18 protein-coding genes and 2 pseudogenes are annotated in these 23,031 nt (G+C 71.8%); 12 read left to right on the forward strand and 8 right to left on the reverse strand.

What is annotated here, in order from left to right:
- The 3 genes from OG936_RS05750 (at position 1) to OG936_RS05760 (ending at position 3,434) form a co-directional block, all read left to right on the forward strand.
- The gene (locus OG936_RS05750) at positions 1–1,002 is read left to right on the forward strand and encodes an amidohydrolase family protein (RefSeq protein ID WP_383753831.1); all 1,002 of its coding nucleotides are present in this window, start codon (positions 1–3) and stop codon (positions 1,000–1,002) included.
- Between the two features lie 129 nt (positions 1,003–1,131).
- Positions 1,132–2,751 carry an IS1634 family transposase gene (locus tag OG936_RS05755; protein ID WP_406492962.1) on the forward strand — a complete coding sequence of 540 codons (1,620 nt, stop codon included), beginning with the start codon at positions 1,132–1,134 and terminating at the stop codon, positions 2,749–2,751.
- A gap of 182 nt (positions 2,752–2,933) precedes the next feature.
- A complete protein-coding gene (locus OG936_RS05760; RefSeq protein ID WP_406492964.1) occupies positions 2,934–3,434 on the forward strand; it encodes a hypothetical protein in 501 nt (166 codons plus the stop codon).
- Positions 3,435–3,734: 300 nt separating this feature from the next.
- Here the strand turns inward: OG936_RS05760 and OG936_RS05765 are convergent, their stop codons facing one another.
- Both OG936_RS05765 and OG936_RS05770 read right to left on the reverse strand, forming a co-directional pair.
- Entirely contained in the window at positions 3,735–4,676 is a 942-nt protein-coding gene (locus OG936_RS05765) for a LysR substrate-binding domain-containing protein (protein ID WP_406492966.1), read from the reverse strand.
- Between the two features lie 205 nt (positions 4,677–4,881).
- Positions 4,882–6,537 carry an FAD-binding dehydrogenase gene (locus OG936_RS05770; RefSeq protein WP_406492968.1) on the reverse strand — a complete coding sequence of 552 codons (1,656 nt, stop codon included), beginning with the start codon at positions 6,535–6,537 and terminating at the stop codon, positions 4,882–4,884.
- 217 nt (positions 6,538–6,754) lie between these two features.
- Between OG936_RS05770 and OG936_RS05775 the strand changes: the two genes are divergently transcribed.
- From OG936_RS05775 to OG936_RS05795, 5 genes and pseudogenes are all read left to right on the forward strand, one after another.
- The gene (locus OG936_RS05775; RefSeq protein ID WP_406492970.1) at positions 6,755–7,648 is read left to right on the forward strand and encodes a DMT family transporter; all 894 of its coding nucleotides are present in this window, start codon (positions 6,755–6,757) and stop codon (positions 7,646–7,648) included.
- A gap of 117 nt (positions 7,649–7,765) precedes the next feature.
- Positions 7,766–7,921, forward strand: a pseudogene (locus OG936_RS05780) (SDR family oxidoreductase); the annotation flags it as partial.
- A 33-nt stretch (positions 7,922–7,954) separates the two neighbouring features.
- Positions 7,955–8,473 carry an NUDIX domain-containing protein gene (locus OG936_RS05785; RefSeq protein WP_406492971.1) on the forward strand — a complete coding sequence of 173 codons (519 nt, stop codon included), beginning with the start codon at positions 7,955–7,957 and terminating at the stop codon, positions 8,471–8,473.
- Between the two features lie 9 nt (positions 8,474–8,482).
- Positions 8,483–8,878 carry a YidH family protein gene (locus tag OG936_RS05790; protein ID WP_406492973.1) on the forward strand — a complete coding sequence of 132 codons (396 nt, stop codon included), beginning with the start codon at positions 8,483–8,485 and terminating at the stop codon, positions 8,876–8,878.
- A complete protein-coding gene (locus OG936_RS05795) occupies positions 8,875–9,186 on the forward strand; it encodes a DUF202 domain-containing protein (protein ID WP_406492974.1) in 312 nt (103 codons plus the stop codon). The genes OG936_RS05790 and OG936_RS05795 overlap by 4 nt, the downstream gene beginning before the upstream one ends.
- A 19-nt stretch (positions 9,187–9,205) precedes the next feature.
- Here OG936_RS05795 and OG936_RS05800 read toward each other — a convergent pair whose 3' ends face one another.
- A complete protein-coding gene (locus OG936_RS05800; protein ID WP_406492975.1) occupies positions 9,206–10,162 on the reverse strand; it encodes an NADP-dependent oxidoreductase in 957 nt (318 codons plus the stop codon).
- 68 nt (positions 10,163–10,230) lie between these two features.
- Entirely contained in the window at positions 10,231–11,520 is a 1,290-nt protein-coding gene (locus OG936_RS05805) for a glucarate dehydratase family protein (RefSeq protein ID WP_406492977.1), read from the reverse strand.
- A gap of 153 nt (positions 11,521–11,673) precedes the next feature.
- Here OG936_RS05805 and OG936_RS05810 point away from each other — a divergent pair, with 153 nt between their 5' ends.
- Both OG936_RS05810 and OG936_RS05815 read left to right on the forward strand, forming a co-directional pair.
- Positions 11,674–12,696: a phosphotransferase family protein gene (locus OG936_RS05810; protein WP_383753851.1), complete on the forward strand. Its 1,023-nt coding sequence runs from the start codon at positions 11,674–11,676 to the stop codon at positions 12,694–12,696.
- A gap of 6 nt (positions 12,697–12,702) precedes the next feature.
- Entirely contained in the window at positions 12,703–13,917 is a 1,215-nt protein-coding gene (locus OG936_RS05815) for an acyl-CoA dehydrogenase family protein (protein WP_406492979.1), read from the forward strand.
- A 27-nt stretch (positions 13,918–13,944) separates the two neighbouring features.
- Here OG936_RS05815 and OG936_RS05820 read toward each other — a convergent pair whose 3' ends face one another.
- Complete coding sequence (locus OG936_RS05820) at positions 13,945–18,555, reverse strand: HEAT repeat domain-containing protein (RefSeq protein WP_406492980.1); 4,611 nt, start codon at positions 18,553–18,555, stop codon at positions 13,945–13,947.
- Positions 18,556–18,784: 229 nt separating this feature from the next.
- A complete protein-coding gene (locus tag OG936_RS05825) occupies positions 18,785–18,949 on the reverse strand; it encodes a hypothetical protein (protein ID WP_406492981.1) in 165 nt (54 codons plus the stop codon).
- A gap of 74 nt (positions 18,950–19,023) precedes the next feature.
- Between OG936_RS05825 and OG936_RS05830 the strand changes: the two are divergent.
- A pseudogene (locus tag OG936_RS05830) lies at positions 19,024–19,977 on the forward strand (LysR family transcriptional regulator).
- On the opposite strand, the gene OG936_RS05835 reads toward OG936_RS05830, so the two are convergent.
- Positions 19,916–20,509 (reverse strand): TetR/AcrR family transcriptional regulator, encoded by a 594-nt coding sequence (locus OG936_RS05835; RefSeq protein WP_406492983.1) that lies wholly within the window; start codon positions 20,507–20,509, stop codon positions 19,916–19,918. The pseudogene OG936_RS05830 and the gene OG936_RS05835 sit on opposite strands and share 62 nt — an antisense overlap.
- A gap of 232 nt (positions 20,510–20,741) precedes the next feature.
- Complete coding sequence (locus OG936_RS05840) at positions 20,742–21,506, reverse strand: SDR family oxidoreductase (protein WP_406492985.1); 765 nt, start codon at positions 21,504–21,506, stop codon at positions 20,742–20,744.
- Between the two features lie 185 nt (positions 21,507–21,691).
- On the opposite strand from OG936_RS05840, the gene OG936_RS05845 reads away from it, so the two are divergent.
- Complete coding sequence (locus tag OG936_RS05845) at positions 21,692–22,966, forward strand: exo-beta-N-acetylmuramidase NamZ domain-containing protein (protein ID WP_406492987.1); 1,275 nt, start codon at positions 21,692–21,694, stop codon at positions 22,964–22,966.
- Positions 22,967–23,031 lie beyond the last annotated feature (65 nt).

The raw sequence follows: 23,031 nt of genomic DNA on the forward strand, positions 1-23,031 counted from the left end.
GTGAACCGTACGATCGACATCCACACGCATTACGTTCCGCGCGGCTGGCCGGATCTGACGGCCGAGGTGGGCCCGGACGCCCCCTGGCTGCGGATCGAGTCCGAGTCCGACGCCGTGATCATGATGGGTTCCAAGGAGTTCCGGCGCATCCGGGCCGATGCCTGGGACGCCGAAACCCGGCTGCGGGACATGGACGCGGACGGCGTGCACCGCCAAGTGGTCTCCCCCACCCCGGCGTTCTTCACCTACGGTCGCGACGGTGCCGAGGCGGCGAAGGTCTCGCGGATCTTCAACGACCTCGCGCTGGAGATCGTCGCCCCGGCACCGGACCGGCTGATCCCGTTCTGCCAGGTGCCGCTGCAGGATCCCGACGCGGCCTGCCGCGAGTTGGAGCGGAGCATCGCCAACGGGCACCGGGGAGTGGAGATCGGCAACCATGTCGGTGATCGCGACCTGGACAGCGAAGGCGTCGTGACCTTTCTCCAGCACTGCGCCTCGCTCGATGTGCCGGTCTTCGTGCACCCCTGGGACATGGCGAGTTCACCGCGGCTGGACCGGTGGATGGCGCAGTGGCTCACGGCCATGCCCGCCGAGACCCATCTGTCGATCCTCGCGCTGATCCTGGGCGGCGCCTTCGACCGGATCGACGACCGGCTGAAGATCTGTTTCGCGCACGGCGGCGGGTCGTTCGCCTTCTGGCTCGGCCGGATGGAGAACGCCTGGCACGGCAGGAACGATGTCATCGGCACCTCCGAGCACCCGCCCTCGCACTATCTGGGCCGTTTCTACGTCGACTCGGTCGTGTTCGACGACCGTGCCCTGCGGCTCCTGGTCGACACCGTCGGCGCGGACCGGGTGATGGTGGGCAGCGACTACCCGTATCCGCTGGGGGAACGGCCGGTCGGTGAGGTGGTCCGCAAGAGCGCCTTCCTCGACGAACGCGGCCGGGAGCTGATCACGCACGGCAACGCGGAACGCTTCCTGGGGCTGAGCGGCTGCTAGTTCCGTACTTCGCGGGTGGCTGAGTCGGGTGGAGTTGCTGCCTGGCCGTGTCCGGTCCGGGGGTGGTCGTGTTGAGCGGGTGTGACGAAGTCTTCCCGGTCCCCGCGGCTGCGGACGGTGCGTCCGCGCATGGAATGTGTGGTCACCTCTGTGGTGGAGAAGCGTCTGGGCGCTCTGCCTGTCGCTGCCGAGTTTCTGCGCCGGCTGGATGTGGCCGGGACCGTCGACCGGCTGTGCCCGGGCCGCGACATCGCCCACCTCACGCATGGCCAGGTCATCGAGGCGCTGGTGGCCAACCGGCTGACCGCGCCCGCGCCCTTGTGGCGGGTGGATCGCTGGGCCGGTGAGTGGGCGGTGGAGGAAGTCTTCGGGATCGAGCCGGAGCTGCTCAACGACGACCGTCTGGGCCGGGCCCTGGACGCCATCGCCCCGCACCTGACGGAGATCACCGACAGCGTCGGGGCCCGGGCGATCGGAGAGTTCGGCATCGATGTGTCCACGTTCCACTGGGACATGACATCCATGTCGCTGTATGGCGCCTACCCGGCCGAGGACCAGGACGAGGAGTATCCCCGCATCAAGCACGGCCATCCCAAGGACCGCCGCTACGACCTCAAGCAGATCCAGACCGGACTGGCGGTGACCGGCGACGGCGGCATCCCGCTGCTGTCCCGCGTCATCGACGGTGGAGCCGCGGAGATCTCCCAGATCACCGGCACCATGAACAGTCTGCGCGCGATGGCCGGGCCGAAGGAGTTCTTGCTGATCGCCGACTCCAAGCTCATCTCCTACGGCAACGTCACCGCCCTGATCAAGGCCGGGACCGATTTCATCGCCCCGGCCCCCGCATCCAGGATCGACGATGCGGTCTACGCCGCCCTCGACCTTGAATCGGCCACCGTCGTGGACTACACACCGGCCCGCGACGAGGACACCCCCGCCGGAGCGCGCGAGACCTACCGGGTCCTGGAGGACACCCACCTGCTGGCCGGGCCCCGCAAGAGCGATCCCCCGCTTGAGGTGCGCCGGATCCTGGTGCACTCCACCGGCAACGCCAAAGGCCAGCAGCGGGCCCGTGACAATCGCCTGGCCAAGGCCCGCGAGGACCTCGACAAGCTCCAGCACTCAGCCGGCGGCCGCTACTACAACACCGCCGAGAAGATCGCCGCACGCGTCGGCGTGATCACCAAGACCCGCCGGGTCTCCGGCTGCCTGCACACCGAGATCACCACCGGCGAAACCGGACGGCCCACCCTGTCCTGGCACTTCGACCAGGACGTACTCCAGGCCGAGGCAGCCGTCGACGGCTGGTATGCGCTGCTGACCACCCTCACCCCCGAACAGGCCGATCCCAGCGAAGTACTACGCCGCCACAAAGGCCAGGGCGCGGTCGAGCGCAGATACGGCGACTTCAAGGGCCCGCTGGCCGTCACCCCCATCTTCGTGCAGGACAACAAGCGCGTCGCCGCACTGATCGCGGTGATCTGCCTGGCCCTGCTGCTGTTCTGCCTGATCGAACGCCAGGTCCGCCGGGCGCTCGGGGCCGACCAGAAGATGCGGGGCCTCTACCCCGGCAACCAGAGAGTGCGACCCACCGGCCGGATGATCCTCTACCACCTCTCCGACCTCCGGCTACGAGTCGGCAGGGCCACCGACCCACCCGTCATCGCCATCACCCGGGGTATCCAGCTCCACCTACTCGACCTCCTCGGCCTCGAACCCACACACCCCCGCTGGCCAGAGACCTGAACGGCCCTAGCAGGGAGAAAATTTCGCCCTCAGCCACCGGTGAGCAATGGAATGGCTGGGACGATGCCTCGGTGAACTACTTCTCGCATTTCAGCATCGGTCCTGGTCACGAGTGGCAGCACCTCCCGGAACCCAGGCGAGTCGAGCCCGGCCAGTGGCCGAAGTTGGAGGCTGCGCTCGCCATGGTCAACCGCGACCTGATGGCAACCCTGCCAGGCCAGGACGCGCTGATACTGATGCTTGCCCCGTCTTGCGAGCCGCTGCCCCGGAGATCCATCGATAGAGATCAGATCTACGTGGCGATGCCGGACGGCCGTTGGCACGGCAACTCGGTCAATTCGTGCGACCTGGAGGAGGGCGATCCGCCAGAGCCGGACGATGCGACGACGGTCCTGTCCGTGGTCGCGGATGCGGCGCAGGAGACCATCATGGAGCTGCTCTGGCAGGTCTGGCCGATCTGCTCGGCACACAAGATCGGAATGCACCCTCGGCCCGCAGGAACCGCCGACGGCTGGTACCAGAGCGAAGCGGACTCGGCAGGCCCACCGGTGTGGTGGTGCCGGGGCGGCCGGGATGGCACGTGCCACGACGTCTCCCTGGTGGGCGAGTTAGCCGCCACCCTGCCGGGCAAGCAGCGTCGGGCCCTGCGGCGCAGCGAGCGCAAACAGGATGGTCGCCGATAACCGCAGGCCATACGACTGCGCGTTGCCGCTGGAACCCACCATCCACTGCCACCCGCGAAGTACGGAGCTAGTGCCGCGACCGGCAATGTTTGCCCGGAAGGAGCGTCGTCCAGTGCGTGCGATCGCAAGGCGGCCGGAAGTCCTTGAACGGGGCCTCCCCTGCTCGAACGAAGTTGAGAGCTCGGGGAAGGAGCTACCAGGGCTTTCGGCCAACGCAGAAGGGGGTCCCCCCTGGCCCTCAAGGCCTTGGGGGAGTGCGTGCTGGACGACGCGACGGGGCGAAGCCTGCCGGGAGGGGCACTAGGAAGTCTCGGTTCCCTGGGGGGCCATTCCGGCAGCGATGTCCTCCAGGCTGCGGATCAGCGCCTGCGCGGACGGGCCCAGCGCACGGGCGGCCGACAGGGTCAGCCCGACGCTGTGGCCGATCGGGTCCAGCGGCACTGCCAGCCTTGCGATCCGGGTGTCGTCCCGGGTGATCAGGCTGGGCAGTACCGCGACGACATCGGTCTCCAGGAGGAGTTGGCGGACGGTCAGGAACGAGGTCGTCTCGACCCGGTTCATCGGCAGCGGCATCCCGTGCCGGGCGAAGAACTCCTCGATCTCCCGCCGCAGTGCGGTCTCCGCCCCCGGCAGGATCCAGGGGTAGTCCACCAGGTCCGCGAGCTCCACCGGGGACCGCCCGGCGAGTGCGTGCGAGGCCCGGACCACGAGCTCCACCGACTCGTCGTAGAGCTTGCGGCGCACGATCCGCTCGTCGGAGGGGGCGGTGAGCCGGCCGACGACGAAGTCGATGCGACCGGCCTCCAGTTCCAGGAGCAGCGCTTCCGGCGACGCCTCCCGGACGATCACCGTCAGGTAGGGGCGCTCCTTCTTGATCTCGGCGATGGCTCGCGGGAGGAGCACGTTGGACCCGGCCAGATGGGTGCCGACGATGACCGTCCCGCGGTCGGCGTCGGCCAGCTCCACCACATGGCGGCCCGCCTGCGCCAGCTGGGCCAGCACGGCCCGCGCGTGCTCGGTGAAGGCCTCGCCGAAGACGGTGGCGGTGACGCCCCGGGGCCCGCGCTCGTACAGCGGCACACCGAGGATGTCCTCCAGCTCGTGCAGGCTGCGGGTGGCGGCAGGCTGGGTGACATGCAGCTCCGCGGCGGCGCCGACGACGCTTCCCTGCCGGGACAGCGCGTCGACGAGGGCCAGGTGGCGCAGCTTCAGCCGGCCGTCGAGGAGACGCGGGATCTTCACCCCACCGACTCTATCCGCGCCGGGTACGGCCGGCCCGGACGGGCCCGTTCCGGGAGCCCGCCGCACGTACCGGCCAGGACGGGCCCGGGAACTCGCCGCACCTACCGGCCCGTACGCACCGGTCCGAGCGGGCCGACCGGGCCGTTGAGCGGTGCCCGGGAACGGGGCCGGTGAGCGGGGCCCGGGAACGGGCGCCGGACACCCGTTAGCCGACGGCCTTCGCCGCCGCCCGGCCCGCCGCCCGGCCGGAGAAGATGCAGCCGCCGAGGAAAGTTCCTTCCAGTGAGCGGTAGCCGTGCACCCCGCCGCCGCCGAATCCGGCCGCCTCCCCCGCCGCGTACACACCGGACAGCGGTGTGCCGTCCTCGGTGAGCACCCGGGAGGACAGGTCGGTCTCCAGCCCGCCGAGCGACTTGCGGGTCAGGATGTTGAGCCGTACGGCGATCAGCGGACCGGCCTTGGGATCGAGGATGCGGTGCGGTGCCGCCGTACGGATCAGCTTGTCCCCCAGATATGTCCGGGCGCCGCGGATCGCGGTGATCTGGAGGTCCTTGGTGAAGGGGTTGGCGATCTCGCGGTCGCGGGCGGTGATCTCGCGGCGCAGTTCGGCCTCGTCGATCAGCGGCTCGTCGGTGAGCGCGTTCATTCCGCGGACCAGTGCCGCGAGGTCGTGCTCGACGACGAAGTCCGCCCCGTTGTCCATGAACGCCTTCACCGGCGCCGGTACGTCGGCGCGGGCCCGGCCGAGCACGTCGCGGATCGACTTTCCGGTCAGGTCGGGGTTCTGCTCGGAGCCGGAGAGCGCGAATTCCTTGCCGATGATCTTCCGGTCGAGGACGAACCAGGTGTAGTCGTATCCGGACCTCATGATGTGTTCGAGGGTGCCGAGGGTGTCGAAGCCGGGGAAGAGCGGGACCGGCAGCCGCTTGCCGCGGGCATCCAGCCAGAGCGAGGACGGTCCCGGCAGGATGCGGATGCCGTGCCTGGCCCAGATCGGGTTCCAGTTCTCGATGCCCTCGGTGTAGTGCCACATCCGGTCGCGGTTGATGTGGTGGGCGCCCGCCTCCTCGGTGATGCCGAGCATGAGTCCGTCGACATGGGCGGGCACGCCGGAGAGCATCTTCGCGGGCGGGGTGCCGAGCCGCTGGGGCCACTGCTTGCGTACGAGGTCGTGGTTGCCGCCGATGCCACCGGAGGTGACGATCACCGCCTGGGCCTTCAGCTCGAAGGTGCCGGCCGTCACCCGGCTGCTCGCGGTGCCGCGGGCGGCCGCGCTCGGCTCCAGTATCTCGCCGGTCACCGTGTCGACGGTGCCCGCGGTGCGGCCGAGGCCGGTGACCCGGTGGCGGAACTTCAGCCGGACGAGGCCCTTGACGACGCCCGCGCGGACCCGGCGCTCGAAGGGTGCGACGATGCCGGGACCGGTGCCCCAGGTGATGTGGAAGCGGGGTACGGAGTTGCCGTGACCGGTCGCGTCGTACCCGCCGCGCTCCGCCCAGCCGACGACGGGGAAGAGCCGCAGCCCCTGGGCGTGCAGCCAGGAGCGCTTCTCACCGGCCGCGAAGTCGACGTACGCCTCGGCCCACTTGTGTGGCCAGTGGTCCTCCTTGCGGTCGAAGCCCGCCGTGCCGAGCCAGTCCTGGAGGGCCAGCTCGTGGCTGTCCTTGATCCGCATCCGGCGCTGCTCGGGCGAGTCGACGAGGAAGAGACCGCCGAAGGACCAGTGCGCCTGGCCGCCGATGGACTGTTCGGGTTCCTGGTCGAGCAGGATCACCGAGCGGCCCGCGTCGACCAGCTCGGCGGTGGCCACCAGACCCGCGAGCCCTGCCCCGATAACGATCACATCAGCGTCGTACGCCATGGGTTCCATCCTTGTCGGGGGTCGCAGGCGGAGCGATCCGGTCACGGCCACGGTGAGGGTCCGGCACGGACGCCGGAGGTTACTCGTGCGTCAGATCCTCTGCACCGGCCGCTGCGGCGTCAACCGCCCGGTCGGCGGCGCCCCGGCCGCACCCCTGGGGCGCAGGCGCTATCGTCGATACGAATCACCCACTTCTGGCCTGACTTGAGGTAGAAGCGTGTCGGTGCTGGTTCTCGTACTCGCCGTGAGTGCCGCCTGCTGTCTGGGGTTCGGCTTCGTCCTCCAGCAGGACGCCGCTTCCCATGCGCCGAGGAGCGACTATCTCTCCTTCCGGCTGCTGCTGGACCTGATGCGGGTACGGAGCTGGCTGGCCGGTGTCGGACTGATGGTCTGCGGCATGGTGCTGGGCGCCCTGGCCCTGGGCAAGGGCGAGCTGTCCATCGTCGAACCACTGCTGGCGACCAATCTGCTCTTCGCGATGGCCCTGTCTCGCCATCGCACCGGGCAACGGCTCGGCCGGCAGGGCTGGGCCGGGCTCTGGATGCTGGCCGGCGGAGTCGCCGCGTTCCTGCTGGGGGGCCGGCCGCGGGGCGGTGAGGCGGTGACCGATCCGCTGCGGCACTGGCTGGTGATCGGCGTGGTCGTGGGCGTGGCGCTGCTGCTCACCGCCTTCGCCAAGCGCTATCAGTCCGGGGTCGCCCCGGCGCTGCTCGCGGTGGCGGCCGGACTGCTCTACGGACTCCAGGACGCCCTCACCCGGGTCACCGGCCAGCGGCTGTCGGAAGACGGCTTTGCGACGTTCGCGACGGCATGGCAGCCGTACGCGGTGGTGGCGCTGGGGGTGACGGGCCTGCTCCTGGTGCAGAGCGCGTTCGAGACGGGCCCGCTGCGGGTCTCGCTGCCCCCGCTGACCGCCGCGCAGCCGCTGGCCGGGATCGCCTGCGGGGTCGGTTTCCTCGGTGACCAGCTGCGCACCGACCCCGGCGCGCTGGCCTGGCAGGCGGCCGGTCTCGCGGCGATCGTCACCGGGATCGTCCTGCTGGGACTCCATCCGGCGATGCCGGAGGGGCCCGTGGGCGGGCGCCAAAAGAAGAGCCTGCTGCCGAGCTGAGCGGCGGCGCGAGCCCAGGGGGCACGCCTTCCCGGCGCTCCCCCGCACGCGCTCCCGTACGCCCTCCCCGTACGCCCTCCGGCACGTCTTCCCGGTACGTCTTCCTGGTCACAGGGAGCCAGTCCGCGCTGCCGGGTCGGCGAGGCCCCGGAGATCGCCGAGGCGGTCGTCTTCCTGCTGTCGGACGCCGCCTCGTACGTCACCGGCGCCGAACTGGCCGTGGACGGCGGCTGGACCACGGGCCCGACCGTCAAGTACGTCATGGGGCAGTGATCACTGTCAGTGGTCTGATGTTGGATGAGGGGCATGACTCCTTCTGACGAGATCCTGGACATCGTCGACGAGAACGACGTGGTCGTGGGGCAGGCACCGCGCGGTGAGGCGACCGCGCGGGGCCTGCGCCATCGCTGCGTCTTCATCGAGTCCCGGGATGCCGGGGGCCGGCTCTTCGTGCACCGCAGGACCCCCACGAAGCTGGTCTTCCCGTCCCGTTACGACATGTTCGTCGGCGGAGTGGTCGGGGCCGGCGAGTCGTACGACGAGGCGGCGCTGCGGGAGGCGGAGGAGGAGCTGGGGGTGTCGGGGCTCCCCCGTCCCGAGCCGCTCTTCAAGTTCCTCTACGAGAGCGCGGAGCACTCCTGGTGGTCCCACGTCTACCAGGTGCGGTGCGAGCTGCCGGTGCACCCTCAGGTGGAGGAGGTCGCCTGGCACACCTTTCTCACCGACGCGGAGCTGGAGCAGCGGCTCGGCGACTGGGAGTGGGTGCCGGACGGGCTGGAGACGTACCACCGGCTGCGCGCGTTCCGGGCGGGCCGGCCGGTCTAAGGTTCACGCGTGAACGAATTCGTACGGAGCCTGCGGCTGTGGTTCGCGCCGCGGCGAATCCGCGAAGAGGGCGACACCCCCGACTACCGGTTCTCGCTCGCCAATGAGCGCACCTTCCTCGCCTGGATCCGGACGGCTCTCGCACTGATCGGCGGCGGTTTCGCGGTCGACCAGTTCCTCCCGGAGCTGTCGTGGGGCATGCGCACGGGGCTGGCGCTGGCATTGCTGGCGGCCGGTGTGCTGTGCGCGCTGCGGGCGATCAACCACTGGGTGCGGTGCGAGCGGGCGATGCGGCGCGGGGAGGATCTGCCGGTCTCCCGGTTCCCGACGCTGCTCGGTCTCGCCGTCGCGGTCGTCGCCGTGGCGATGGTGGTGGTGGTCCTCTTCGGGTGGGAGGGCCGGTGACGGCGAACGGGCGCGACCCCGGGCTGCAGCCCGAGCGGACCAGGCTGGCGTGGCGGCGTACGACGCTGTCCTGCACGGTGGTGGCGATCCTGGCGGTCAAGCAGGCGCTGCAGGGCGGGGCGAGCCCGGCCGCGGTCGTCGCCGTGTCGCTGAGCGGGCTGGCCTGGCTGGGTTTCCTGCTCGTGGCGCACCGGCGGGTGCTCGTGATGGGGACCGCGCGTCCGGAACCCCTCTCGGCGCGCGGCGCACTGACGGCGGCGGCGTGCACGGTCGCGCTCGCGGTGTTCGCCACGGCCATGCTGTTCTGAGGCCGGAGCGCGGGGCCCCTCAGACCTCGGGGCGGACCTCCGGGGTGTCCCAGGGGACGGTGACGACGATCTTTCCGCGGGTCCGTCCCTGCTCGTTCATCCGGTAGGCGTCGGCCGCCCGTTCCAGCGGGAAGACCTGGTCCAGATGGACTGTGACGACGCCCTGTTCGGCCAGTTCCGCCAGGTGGGCGAGGTCCTTGGCATCCGGACGTACGTAGGCGTAGCGGCCGCCGTACGAGAACACCTCGCCGTCCGCGATGGAGGCCAGCCGGCCCCCGGGCTTCAGCAGGTCGGCGGAGACCCGGAGCGCCTCCCCGCCCACGGTGTCGAACGCGGCGTCGACGCCGTCCGGGGCCAGCGCCCGGAGCCGGTCGGCGAGGCCGTCGCCGTAGGCCACCGGCTCCGCACCGAGCTGCCGGACGTGGTCGTGGTTGCGCTCGCTCGCGGTGCCGATGACGCGGGCGCCCGCGTGGCGGGCGAGCTGGACGGCGAGCGAGCCCACGCCGCCGGCCGCCGCATGGACGAGGACCGTCTCGCCGTCCTGGATCCGCAGGGTGCGGTGCAGCACCTGATACGCGGTGAGGCCGGCCAGCGGCAGGCCGGCGGCCTCCTCGAAGCTCAGGCTCAGCGGCTTGCGGGCGAGGGTGCGCACGGGTGCGGCGACGTATTCGGCGAACGTACCCCGGCAGAGGAAGTCCTCCCGTACATAGCCGATGACCTCGTCGCCGACCGTGAACTCGTCGACGGCGACGCCGGGCTGCACGACGACTCCGGACACGTCCCAGCCGGGGATCACCGGGAACACGGCCTCCAGACCGGCGTCGAGGTAGCCCTCACGGGCCTTCCAGTCGACCGGGTTGACCGCCGCGGCCCGCACCTTCACCAGGACGGTGTCGGGGCCGACCTTGGGGTCGGGCCGTTCCCCGTACTCCAGGACGTCCGTCCCGCCGTACCTGCTGTAGCTGATCGCCTTCATGTACCGACCCTCGGCGCGGGCCGGGGCGTACGCAACTCAGGCCATGGCGGCCCCGGGGAAGGGGGCCGTCACCAGCGCGGGATCGTGGGTGTCCGCCAGGCCGGCTCGGCCTTGCGCATCGCGGCCGCGTCGTCGCGCTCGCGCATCGTGCCGTCGTCGTCGAGCCAGCGCCGGTGCAGTGCGGCCAGGCGCTCGCGGTCGAGTTCGACGCCGAGGCCGGGTGCGTCACAGACGGCGAGTCGGCCGTCCCGGAAGACATGGCGGGTGGTGATGACGTCCTCGGTCTGCCAGGGGTAGTGGCTGTCGCAGGCGTAGTCGAGGTTGGGAACGGTGGCCGCGACATGGGTCATCGCGGCGAGGCTGATGCCGAGGTGGGTGTTGGAGTGCATGGAGAGACCGACGCCGAAGGTACGGCAGATCCCGGCCAGTTCACGGGTGCGGTGCAGCCCGCCCCAGTAGTGGTGGTCGGAGAGGACCACCTGGACGGCGCCGCGGGCGAAGGCCTCCGGGACCTCGGCGAGCGTCGTCACGCACATGTTGGTGGCGAGCGGTACGTCGGTGGCGGCGGCCACCTCGGCCATGAGGTCCGTGCCGCTCGCCGGGTCCTCCAGGTATTCGAGTACGCCCTTGAGCTGCTCGGCGACGTACAGCGAGGTCTCCACCGACCAGGCGCCGTTGGGGTCCAGGCGCAGCGGCTGCCCGGGGAACTCCTCGGCCAGGGCGCGGATCGCGGCGATCTCCTGGCCGGGTTCGAAGACGCCGCCCTTGAGCTTGAAGGAGGAGAAGCCGTGCTCGCGGGCGAAGCGCCGGGCCTGGGAGACGACTCCGGCCGGGTCCACTGCGGCACCCCAGTCGTCCTGTTCGCCACCTTCGGGGTGGGCGGCCCAGCGGTAGAAGAGGTACGCGCTGTACTCGACGCTGTCGCGGACCTTGCCGCCGAGCAGGGCGTGCACGGGCAGACCCAGGGACTTGCCGAGCGCGTCCAGGCAGGCGACCTCGAAGCCGGAGACGACGGAGAGCCGGAGCTTGTCGGCGGTCTGGACGCCGCGCAGCCCGCCCGCGTCGACCCGCTCGTCGGCCGCGGGTGAATCACCGCACACCTCATCGGCCAGGGCGAACAGGCCGTTCAGATCGCTGACCGGGCGTCCGACGAGGGCGGTGGCGAGCGGCTCGGCGAGTTCGAGGTACTTGCCGTCCCCGTACGTCTCCCCGATACCGGTCACACCGCCGCGTGTGACGACTTCCACGATGAGCCGCGGGGTGTACGGCTGGTGGACGCCCTGGGTGTTGAGCAGGGGCGGGCCGGCTATCAGGATCGGGGTCAGCCGGACTTCCGCGATCAGCAGCTCTGGCTTCATACATGAACCATATTCAGGGATGCGACTGAGCGCCAGACTTCCGGACTACGCCGGAGCGGAGTGCGTGTGGCGGATTCCGGGAGTCCACTGGACGACATACCGACTGGTCGGCATCATGAGCACCGACCGTTTCTCACCCCGGAGGTGCGCACGATGAGCCCAGTCCACCCGCCAGGTCTCGGCCTCGACCGGCTGCGCGGCCATCTCGATCGCGAGCGGCCGGGTCTGGTGAACGGACCGCTCGAAGCCCGGCTCATCGAGGGCGGCCGCTCGAACCTGACGTACGTCGTCACGGACGGCACGGGGCGCTGGGTCGTCCGCAGGCCCCCGCTGGGTCATGTGCTGGCCACCGCGCACGACATGAAGCGCGAGCACCGGGTGATCAGCGCCCTGCACCCGACAGCCGTTCCGGTACCCGAGCCCGTGCTGCTCTGCGAGGACGACTCGGTGATCGGGTCGCCCTTCTACGTCATGGAGTACGTCGAGGGCACCCCGTACCGCACGGCCGAACAGCTCGCCCCGCTGGGCGCCGAGCGCACCCGGGCGGCCGTCCTCGGTCTCGTCGACACGCTCGTCGAACTGCACGCCGTGGACCCGGGGTCCGTCGGCCTGGGCGACTTCGGGCGCCCCGAGGGCTTCCTCGACCGGCAGCTGCGCCGCTGGGGCAAGCAGCTGGACGCCTCCCGCAACCGCGAGCTGCCCGGCATCGACGAACTGCACGCCGCGCTCGGACGGGAACTGCCCGCCTCCCCCTCGCCCACCGTCGTACACGGCGACTATCGCCTGGACAACGTCCTGATCGGCTCCGACGACCGGATCAGGGCCGTCCTCGACTGGGAGATGTCGACGCTCGGCGACCCGCTGACCGACCTCGGCCTGCTCGTGATGTACAGCTCGGACCTCGGCCTGGCGAACTCCCCGGTCTCCACCACCAGCGGCGCGGCCGGCCACCCCACCCCCGCCGAACTGATCGAGCGCTACGCCGCACGCTCCGGCCGCGACACCTCCGCGATCTCCTGGTACACGGCGTTCGCCTGGTTCAAGCTCGCCGTGATCCTGGAGGGCATCCACTACCGCTACACGCTGGGCCGGACCGTCGGCGCCGGCTTCGACCGCATCGGCGATCTCGTCCCGGTCTTCATCGAGCACGGCCTCACCACCCTCCAGGAAGGCTGATCCCCCATGGACTTCGCATTCGACGCCCGTACCGAGGAGCTGCGCACCAAGCTGCTCGCCTTCATGGACGAGCATGTATACCCGGCCGAAAAGATCGCGGACGAACAGCGCGCGCTGCTCGCCTCCCCGTGGGACACCCCACAGATCGTCGAGGACCTCAAGGCCGAGGCGCGACGGCAGGGGCTGTGGAACCTCTTCCTCCCCGACGCCGGGTACGGTGCCGGGCTGACCAACCTCCAGTACGCCCCGCTCGCCGAAATCACCGGCCGTTCCGCGCAGTTGGCCCCGACCGTACTCAACTGCGGGGCTCCGGACACCGGAAACATGGAGGTGCTCTTCCAGTTCGCCACGGACGAGCAGAAGAAGCAGTGGCTGGACCCGCTGCTCGCCGGGGAGATCCGCTCGGCGTTCGCGATGACGGAGCCGGAGGTGGCCTCGTCGGACGCGACGAACATCGAGACCCGCATCGTGCGGGACGGCGGGGACTACGTCATCAACGGCCGCAAGTGGTACATCTCCGGGGCGATGAACCCGGACTGCAAGATCTTCGTCGTGATGGGAAAGACCGACCCTGATGGTGCCGACATCCGCCGCCGGCAGTCGATGATCCTGGTCCCGCGCGACACCCCCGGTCTCGAAGTGCGGCGCGCCATGCAGGTGTACGGCTACGAGGACCACTCCCACGGCGGTCACGCCGAGGTCGTCCTCACGGACGTACGGGTGCCCGCCGCGAACCTGATCGGCGAGGAGGGCGGCGGCTTCGCGATCGCCCAGGCGCGTCTCGGCCCCGGCCGCATCCACCACTGCATGCGGCTGATCGGCATGGCCGAGCGGGCGATCGAGCTGATGTGCAGGCGGGCGGTGTCCCGTACGGCCTTCGGTAAGCCGCTCGCCCAGCAGGGCGTCGTACAGAACTGGATCGCGGACGCGCGGGTCACGGTGGAGCAGTTGCGGCTGCTGGTGCTGAAGACGGCGTGGCTGATGGACACGGTGGGCAACCGGGGCGCTCACACGGAGATCCAGGCCATCAAGATCGCCACCCCGCGCGCCGTGGTCGACATCCTGGACCGGGCGGTGCAGTTGCACGGCGCGGGCGGCGTCGGCCAGGACTTCCCGCTGGCCGAACTGTGGGCGGCGGCACGGACGTTGCGGCTGGCGGACGGGCCGGACGAGGTGCATCAGCGGTCGTTGGCACGGCAGGAGATCAAGCGGTACGTGTAGGCGGTGGCCCGGCCTGGAGGGGTGCTCTCAGTCTTCACCGGCCCTGATCCGGTCCAGTACGTCCGTGTACAGGGTGCGCCGGTCGGGGCGGGCGTGGGCGGCCGCCTTGCGGAGGGTGGGGATCGCCGCCGCGCCCAGTTCGACGAGCGCTTCGGCCGCCGTCCCGCGCACGACGGCGTGCGGGTGTCCGAGCAGCCCCGTCACGGCAGGGAGCGCAGGCTCCCAACCCGCCCGGCAGAGCGTATGGATCGCCATGCGCACCACGTCCGGACGCGGGTCGTCCAGCAGGAGTTCGGTGTGGCGCAGATGGGTCTGCGGGGCGAGCATCACCCGTGAGGTCCGGTGGGCGCGGAGCCGGACCTTGGACCGGGGGTGGGTGAGCAACTCGCCCAGCAGGTCGATGAGTTGCCGGTCCCGATCGGGCTCCGGGCCGGTGTGTGCCCCGGCCAGTTCCGTGAGCGCCCGGCAGATCTGCTCCGCGGTGCCGGTGCCGGCCAGCTCCAGCAGTTCCTGCCGGGTGGGGCGGCGCCGGGTTCCGGCGGGTGCGGCCGCGTCCCGGTCGCGGAGTGCCGCCAGTGCCGCCGCGTCCTGCCTCTCGGCGTCCGGGCCGCGCAAGGGGCCCTCGACGAGCAGGAGCCGGTCCGCGAGTTCGTCGCGTCCTTCGGCGCGCAGCCGTCGGCCGGTCCGGGTCAGCGCGGGGGTGCGCAGCAGCGGACGGCCGACGAGCAGGTCCAGGAAGCCCCAGGCCCCGGCGTCGAGCCGTTCGCCCAGGGCCCCGGCCAGCGCGTCGGCGGGGTGGGCGCACAGTGCGTCGCCGACTGCCCGGGCCACCGCGGGCGGGGCGTGCTCCCACCACTCCAGCAGCAGCGGGATCAGCCGTCCCCTCTCCCACGGGTCGAGTGCGGCGGCCGCGCGCGCCACCCTGTCGCGCAGGATGCCGTCGCCCCGGAGTTCCGTCTCGTCGACGGCGCCCAGGGCGCGGGCCAAGCCGGCGCCGACGCGCAGGTCGACCCGGCCGCGGAGGTACGCGCGCAGCACCGGCAGCCGGGCCTCCGGCTCGGGCCATCGCGCCAGTGCCAGGGCGGCGGCCTGTCTGCGGTCCGCCTCGGCCGACCCCAGCATGGTCAGCAGCCGCTCCCGCAGCGCCGCCGAGCGCGGCTGGTCCAGGTCGTCGACGCGGACCCGGCGTGGTGGCGGCTCCGGTGCGTGGGCAGTCTCGGCGATGGTCCAGAGCGGTGCGTCGATGGGCTGGAGCAGCGTCATCCAGTCGATGAGCGCGGCCCGGACTTCGGGACCGGCACTCGGGTGGGCCTCGATCAGCGCACTCAGCCGGTCCCGCGAGGGGACCGCGCCGCCGTCCCTCCGGCGGAACTCCTCCAACGTGCCCTGGGTGCGGACCGCCTCGTCCAACGCGGCCCGCCATGCCCGGGTCCCGGCGGGCAGGGCGTCCGCGGCAGCCATCTCCGGTACGGCGAAGGCCTCACGCAGCACGGCGGTTCCGGCCTGCCAGGGGTCGGCGCCGAGCCGGGCGTCCGCGAGGGCCCGGTCGAGATCGGCGCGGACCGGAACCGCGCCGAGGCGGCGCAGCAGCGCCAGCGTGGACCGGCTCGGGGCCGCCGGGGCGGGGCGCAGGGCCCGTACCGCGGCGACGGCGGCCGGTTTCGCGGTGGCCGTCAGCATCGGCGCGACCTCTTCGAGTACGGCGATCAGGTCGTGCCGGTCCCCGTCCTGGGCGTCGGCGAGCGCGTCCAGCAGGAGCGGGGCGGACCGGGCGAGTGCCGTGAGCTCCGCACCGTCCCGGGGCTCGGTGCAGAGCGACAGCACGAACCGCACCACCTTGTTCCGGACTGCCTTGTGGTTCCGGAGTGCCTTGTTCCGGAGCACCGGCTGCGAGTCGGCCAGCCGGAGCCAGTCGGCCAGCATCGGCCGCAGCTGCTCCGCCCGGTCGGGGCCCAGCGGCTCGTCCCGCTCGGCGACGCGCAGCGCGACCTCGGGGTCCCAGCCCCGGGCCACCAGGGCCTCGATGTCACGGTCCGCCCGACCGGCCTCCGCCGACGGCTCTCCGGCGGCCGGTGCGGTGATCCCGTGCCGGGCCATCGGTATCGCCAGGTCCTGCACGGTGCCGGAGGCCAGTGCGACCCGGCCGGACACCACCAGGGCGAGCAGCGGGGCCGCCACCGGTGAGGCCTGGTCGTCCAGCGCGAGGACCGAGCGTGCGGTCAGGGTGCCGTGGAGGCCCTCCAGCAGCAGCTCACGGGTGCCGTCGTCCCGGCTGTGCTCGGCGGCGGCGACGATCGTGGCCGCGCAGGCATCGCCGAGGACTGCGTGCAGGGCCTCGACGAGGCTGTCGCGCAGACCGGGGTTGCTGTCGTGCCCGAGTCGGAAGAGGAGCTTCGGGAGCGCCGCCGGTGTGCCCGCGCGGACCAGCGCCTCGGCCGCCGTCTTCCTGATGTTCATGTTCGGATGGTCGAGACAGGCGGAGATCGCGGCGCTCGCCCAGTGGGCGCGGGCGTGGCCCAGGGCGAGCAGCGCCTGCCGGACGGTCTGGATGTCCGGCGCGGCGGTCAGCGCGATCAGCGTCGCCGACAGGGCCTGGGCGTCCTCGCCGGTGACGTCACGGGCGAGCAGGGCGATGACGTGCTTGCGTACGTGCCGGTCGCGGTGGCGCAGCAGCCGGTGCACCCGCGTACGGGTGCCCTTCCACGGGGCCCGCAGCAGCAGTTCGAGGAGGACCACCTGCTCGTCGACGCAGAGCCCGGGACGGTCCAGCAGGTCCAGTGCCAGAGTCGCGACCAGTGCGTGCCCGGCCTCCTGGGCGTCCGCGGTGCCGAGCAGGCAGACCGGCCGGATCGCGCGCCGCGCGTGGAGCCGGCGGCCCAGGGCGCTCACCGCGTCCAGGGCCTCCTGCGGCACCGCGGGCTCACCGGCCGGCTCCCCGTGCTCCCCGGTCCCGGGCACCGCTTCCGGGCTCCTCGCCGCGGCCTGCTCGGCCACGATGCGCAGGAGCAGGTCGGCGATGACCGGGAGGGTGCCGGCGTTGCCGTGGGCCGCCAGCCGGCACAGCGCCGCCACCGGCTCGTCCGGGTCCAGATGCGAGCGCAGCAGAGCCAGTTCCCGCTCGTCCGGGCCGCCGAGGCCGGCCGCGATGCGCGGTGGCAGGCCGACGGGGTCGAGCCGTACGAGGAGGGCGCGGCGCTGCTCCGGGTCGCGGTTCAGCTGCCACAGCAGTCCGAGGGCGCGGTCGCGTACGGCGCGCAGGTGGGGGGCCGTCCCCCCGTCGGTGGTGAGGCCCAGCCCCTGGCGCAGGGCCAGTACCGTCCGGTCCCCGCCGATCGCCTCCAGGGTGTCCAGGGCCGCGCCCGGTGCCGAGGGCAGCAGGGCGATCACGGCCTCCTCGGCATCCTCGTGGCGCAGTTCGCGGATCGCGTCGAGGAACGGCCCGGGTGCGGGGGCGGAAGGCAGTACGCGGGCGACGGCGTCCCCGATCGGGAGGTCACCGGCGCCCTGTCCGGCCAGGGCGACCAGCAGGGTGAGCCGTCGCGGCCAGCACGGGTCGTCGGCCGGTGCGTCCGTCAGTACGCGGAGTGCCTCCTTCCGGGCGGTGAAGAGGATCGTCGCCACGTCGCGGGCCGGAACGGAGTGGTCGGACAGGGCGAGGCCGATGACGGCGGGGACGTCCGGCCCGTCCGGAAAGTGACCGCGCCGGTGGAGTCCGCGCAGACAGGTCACGGCCGGCCCGCCGAACAGCAGCGGATCGCGTGCGGCCACGGCCGTCAGCTCGCCGATGTCGTCGCGGTCGGCCAGATCGCCGAGGAGTTCCATCGCGCGTCGGCGAAGGCCCGGGGGAAGGCCGGGGTCCTCGACGGCCCGGCGCAGCAGGTCCAGGTGGCCGTGGCGCGCGGCGGCCCGGAGGGCGGCATCGGCCACCGCGGGCCGCTCCCGTACCGGCTCCCGATCCGGTTGACCGGCGTGTTCGCGTACCGGATCGGCCGAGAGGAACGGAGCGAGGAGGCCGGGCGGCAGCGGATCCGTCGCCGCCCACGGTTCGGCGAGCTCGCCCAGCGCTGCGGCGACGACCGGGGCTCTGCCGGCGCCCAGCAGACCGATCAGGTCTTCCCGGACCAGTGCCGGGGCCAGCAGTCCGGCGTGCAGCCCCTCCCTGGCCAGCCGCAGCGCCTCGGCCTGGAGCACCGGATCGCCGCTGCTCACCAGCTCGTCCACGAGCCGCGCCGGCCGGTGCGTACCGGTGATGCCCGCCCCCCGTACGGCCTGGTAGAGGAGTTCGCCCGGGGCCTCGTCGCGGAGCACCCCGGGATCGTGGAGCACATCGGCGCGCAGCCAGGCGGTCCGTACCGCCGCCGGCAGTTGCCCGGCCGTGCGCCACGGCGGCCGGGGGCGGCCCCTGAGGCGGTGGCCGAGGCGTTCGTAGAGCCCCGCCAGGAGGAGATCGGCCTCTGGAAGTCCGGTCAGCGATGCGGGCAGCAGCCCGGCGAGCCGGTCCGTCTCCCGGTCGTCGGACGGGGGGCACTCGGTGACACGCTCGGTGAGCAGGACCAGCCCGAGATGACGCTGCCCGGGGTCCTCGTGCCCGATCAGTCGCCCCAGGGCGTGGAACTGTTCGTCGGCCGGCGTCTGCATCGTCGGATGCTAGTGCCCCTCCCGGCAAGCTTTGCCCCGTCGCGCCGCCCAGCACGCACGCTCGCTGCGTTGGCCAAAAGCCCTGGTAGCTCCGCTACAAGGACTTCCGGCCGCCTTGCGATCGCACGCACTGGACGACGCTCCTTCCGGGCAAACATTGCCGGTCGCGGCACTAGCCGGGCGCTCTCCGGCCCCACCAACGGGTTTCGGGCCTGCGCTCCCGGCCGCCTCAGTAACCGCCGGAACCCACGTGGTCCGCCAGGGCCAGTTCGCGGGCGAAGGTCCTCACCCGCAGCAGGCACCGGGCGGCGAGGCGCACAGCCGGCGCGTGGTGGGGGCCGTACGCCGCGGTCCAGAGTGCGGGGACGTGCGCGGACGGCTGGATGTGAGTCATACATCCAGCTTCGCCCCGTACCGGCGGTCGGTCCAACAGATGGTTTTGCTGGCTGCGATCGATATCGTTGATGGATGGAGATACGCCAGCTCCGCCACTTCATGGCGGTGGTCACGCACGGCACGTTCACCGCCGCCGCCCGTGCCGAGCTGATCGTGCAGTCCGCGCTGAGTACCTCCGTACGCAACCTCGAACGGGAGCTGGGGCCGAGCTGTTCGACCGGACGGGGCGGCGGGTGATCCTCACCGAGGCGGGGCGGGCGCTGCTGCCGTCGGCCCGGTCGGTGCTCGCCGGCGCCGAGGCGGGGCGGGACGCGGTGGCCGCCGTGTCGGGGCTGGTGACCGGCCGGGTCCGGATCGGCACCATCCAGACGCTGACCTGCGTGGACCTGGCGGCCGAGCTGGCCTCTTACCACCGGCTGTGGCCGGGGGTGCAGATCTCGCTGCGCGAGGCGACGACGCCGGAACTGGTCGCGGGGGTACGGGCCGGTGAGCTGGATCTCGCCTTTCTCGCGCCGGACGCCGCCGAGCTCCCGGACGGCATCGCCGGGTTCGCGACCTGGCACGAGGACCTGGTGCTGATCACCGCGCCGGGCCATCGGCTGGCAACGGCCGGAAGCACCCTGATCAAGGATCTCGCCGATGAGCCGTTCGTGGACTTCCGTGCGGGCACCGGGCTGGAGACCGCGGTACGGAGACTGGCCGCGCACTGCGGGCTGGAGCGCCGGATCACCTGCGACGTCACCCAGATCCGGCTGCTCGTCGATCTCGTGCGGGCCGGGATCGGCGTGGCGATCGTGCCGCGGCGGATCGGCGAGGACGCGGGGCTGCCGTGCGTGAGCATCCGCCAGCCGGAGCCCGGCCGGACGGTCGTCCTCGCGGGGCGGGCACCCGGCCCCCGCAACCCGGCGGCGGAGGCGCTCCTCGGGCGGCTGACCGGCGGCGCCGCCGGGGTGCTGGGCGCAGGCTAGGGGCGCAGGGCGCGCAGCAGGAGGTCGGCGAGGTGGTCGGCGACCTCCTGCTGGCTGAGCGGGCCGTCCGGCCGGTACCAGGTGGACAGGTGGTGGACCGAGCCGAAGTGGTAGTCGACGATCAGGTCCGCCGGGGTGGCCGTGGAGAACACGCCGCTCCGCTGGCCCTCTTCGACCAGGGCCCGGAAGCGCTCGTGGTAGCGGCGCCGCTCCACCCGTACCTGCTTGTTCTTCTCCGGGCTCAGGTGGTGCATGGACCGGAAGAAGATCGAGGCGTCGTCGAGGTTCTCGATGGTCGTGACGACCACGTCCGCGGCGGCGTCGCGCAGCCGCTGTTCGACCGGGGCGTCGGCGTCGGCGAAGGCGTCGAGCCGCTCCTGCTGGAGCCGGAGCACCCGGGCGTAGACCTCCTGGAGGAGGTCCTCCTTGGAGCCGAAGTAGTGGTAGAGGGCACCCTTGGTGACGCCCGCCGCCTCGACGATCTCCTGGACCGAGGTGCGGTCGTAGCCCCGCTCGGCGAAGAGCCGGGTGGCGGCGGCCAGCAGCCGCTGCGGGACGGGGGGCGTGTCCCCGTCCGTCGCCTTGCCCATTGCCGCCACCTTCCTTCCGTACCGTGCGTGAATCCGTGCGTGCGTGAAACGCTCTGCTGAGCGTGAAGCGGTCCATCGGGGGAACGCAGTTCCCGTCCGAGGATCTTCCCACTCGCCGTCTTCGGGAGTTCGGTCAGGATCTCGACCTCGCGCGGGTGCTTGTACGCTGACGGGGCCCGCTGGGCCTCGCCGAGCAGGGAGATCCAGGGCCTGGCGGCGTGGATCGACCCGTTCACGCGCCGGTCTCCTCCCACTTCTGCTGGAGGTGGTTCATATTGCCGAGCCAGTGGTCGGTGTCCTTGGTGCGGGCCCGGTAGTACCCGGCGACCTCGGGGTGCGGCAGGACGAGGAAGCGGTCCTCGGCCATGGCGTCGAAGAGCGCGTCGGCGACCGCCTCGGGCTCGATGGCGCCGGGGGCGAGGACGAGCTCACCGGCCGATCCGGCGGCCGTGAGCATGTCCGTACGCACACCCTGTGGGCAGATCGCGTGGACCTTGACGCCGCGGTGGCGGTAAGTGAGGGAGAGCCATTCGGCGAAGGCGACGACGCCGTGCTTGGTGACGCTGTACGGGGCGGCGCCGATCATCGTCAGCAGTCCGGCGGCCGAGGCGGTCGAGACGAACCGGCCGCTGCCGCGCTCCAGCCAGTGGGGCAGCAGTGCCCTGGCCGCGCGGACGTGGGCCATCACATTGACATCCCAGGCGGCGGCCCAGACCTCCTCGTCGGCGAAGACGTCACCGGGCGAGGCGAGGCCCGCGTTGGCGCAGTAGATGTCGACGGTGCCGTCCAGCGCGTCACGCGCGGCGTCCACGATCCTCGAGGCGTCACCGGCGACGGCGACGGCGCCGATCTCCTCGGCCAGCGGCCCGATCCCGGCCTCGTCGAGGTCGTTGACCACGACCCGCGCGCCTTCCGCGGCGAATCGGCGGGCCAGGGCGGCTCCGATGCCGCCTCCGGCCCCGGTGACCACTACGCCCGTGCCCCGCACCGTACTCATCGGGTCCCGCCTCCCTCTGCCGACTACCTCAGCAGACTAACCAGTCGGTATGTCGTAGCGGAAGAGGCCGGACCGGCTCGGGCGACACTCCTGTCGCACCCGTCTCGTCCGGCTCATTCCGTACGGCCCGAACGCGCGCTAGCGTGCGTGACCATGACAGAGGTCGCGATCATGGAGGTAGCTGAATGAGCCTGTCCAGACGTGGTTTGCTGGCCGCCGGTGGTGCGGTGGGAGCCCTCGCGGCGACGGCCGCCGGTACCGGGGCGGCGACCGCCGCCCCCGGTACCGGCAACGGGCGGGGCAACGGGCACGGCCGGGTCCGTACCGGCTTCGACCTGCTGGCCGCGGACGGCTACGCGCTGCTGAAGGGCCAGAAGGTCGGGGTCGTCACCAACCCGACCGGTATCACGTCCGACGTGCGCCACATCGTCGATGTGATGCATCCGGACGAGCGAGTCGACCTGATCGCCGTCTTCGGGCCCGAGCACGGCTTCCGCGGCACCGCGCAGGCGGGGGGTTCGGAGGGGCGGTACGACGATCCGGCGACCGGACTCCCCGTCTACGACACGTACTTGAAGAGCGGGCAGCCGCTCGCCGATGTCTTCACCGCGTCCGGTGTGGACACGGTCGTCTTCGACATCCAGGACGCGGGCGCCCGCTTCTACACGTACATCTGGACGCTGTACGACTGCATGGAGGCGGCCGCCCTCGCGGGCAAGCGGTTCGTGGTCCTGGACCGGCCGAACCCGGTGACCGGGCGGGCGGCGCTCGGGCCGGTGCTGGACCCGGCGTTCGCCACGTTCGTGGGCCGCCGGGAGATCGCCCAGGCGCACGGCATGACGGTCACCGAGCTGGCGCTGCTGTTCAACAAGGAGTACCTGGCCCGGCCGGTGGACCTGCGCATCGTGAAGATGTCGGGGTGGAAGCGCGCGGACTTCTTCGACACGACGGGGCTGCCGTGGGTGCCGCCGAGCCCCAACATGCCGACGCCGGACACGGCGCTGGTCTACTCGGGGACCTGCCTGTTCGAGGGCACGAACCTGTCCGAGGGGCGCGGCACCACCCGGCCGTTCGAACTGCTCGGCGCCGAAGGCATCGACCACCGATGGGCGGCGGCAGCGAACGCGCTCGGTCTGCCGGGAGTCGCGTTCCGCGAGGCGTACTTCGCGCCGACGTTCTCCAAGTTCCAGGGGAAGACGGTCGGTGGGGTGCAGTTGCACGTGCACGACCGCGAGGCCTTTGATCCGGTACGCACGGGGATCGCGCTGCTGGTCACGGCGAAGCGGACGTGGAGCGGGTTCGCCTGGCGCTCGGACAACTGGATCGACAAGCTCACCGGCAACACGCGGGTCCGCACGATGATCGACGCGGGGGCGGACACGGACGAGGTGGTGGGGGCGTGGGCGAACGACCTCGCCGCGTTCCGGTCCGTACGGAAGAAGTACCTCCAGTACCGGTGAGGCAGGCCGGGCGGGCCCGGGGGGTCCGGGCCCGCCCGGCGAACCGGTTCCGTCCTCCGCCGGAG

Origin of the sequence: Streptomyces sp. NBC_00846, from assembly GCF_045207325.1 — a bacterium.
Classification (GTDB): domain Bacteria; phylum Actinomycetota; class Actinomycetes; order Streptomycetales; family Streptomycetaceae; genus Streptomyces.

Coding starts and splice junctions, on each gene's coding strand:
- OG936_RS05760 (WP_406492964.1), top strand. CDS start 2,934: ATGGTCAACCGCGACCTGATGGCAACCCTGCCAGGCCAGGACGCGCTG.
- OG936_RS05815 (WP_406492979.1), top strand. CDS start 12,703: ATGGACTTCGCATTCGACGCCCGTACCGAGGAGCTGCGCACCAAGCTG.
- OG936_RS05820 (WP_406492980.1), bottom strand. CDS start 18,555: ATGCAGACGCCGGCCGACGAACAGTTCCACGCCCTGGGGCGACTGATC.
- OG936_RS05825 (WP_406492981.1), bottom strand. CDS start 18,949: ATGACTCACATCCAGCCGTCCGCGCACGTCCCCGCACTCTGGACCGCG.
- OG936_RS05785 (WP_406492971.1), top strand. CDS start 7,955: ATGACTCCTTCTGACGAGATCCTGGACATCGTCGACGAGAACGACGTG.
- OG936_RS05845 (WP_406492987.1), top strand. CDS start 21,692: ATGAGCCTGTCCAGACGTGGTTTGCTGGCCGCCGGTGGTGCGGTGGGA.
- OG936_RS05840 (WP_406492985.1), bottom strand. CDS start 21,506: ATGAGTACGGTGCGGGGCACGGGCGTAGTGGTCACCGGGGCCGGAGGC.
- OG936_RS05805 (WP_406492977.1), bottom strand. CDS start 11,520: ATGAAGCCAGAGCTGCTGATCGCGGAAGTCCGGCTGACCCCGATCCTG.
- OG936_RS05755 (WP_406492962.1), top strand. CDS start 1,132: ATGGAATGTGTGGTCACCTCTGTGGTGGAGAAGCGTCTGGGCGCTCTG.
- OG936_RS05810 (WP_383753851.1), top strand. CDS start 11,674: ATGAGCCCAGTCCACCCGCCAGGTCTCGGCCTCGACCGGCTGCGCGGC.
- OG936_RS05770 (WP_406492968.1), bottom strand. CDS start 6,537: ATGGCGTACGACGCTGATGTGATCGTTATCGGGGCAGGGCTCGCGGGT.
- OG936_RS05835 (WP_406492983.1), bottom strand. CDS start 20,509: ATGGGCAAGGCGACGGACGGGGACACGCCCCCCGTCCCGCAGCGGCTG.
- OG936_RS05800 (WP_406492975.1), bottom strand. CDS start 10,162: ATGAAGGCGATCAGCTACAGCAGGTACGGCGGGACGGACGTCCTGGAG.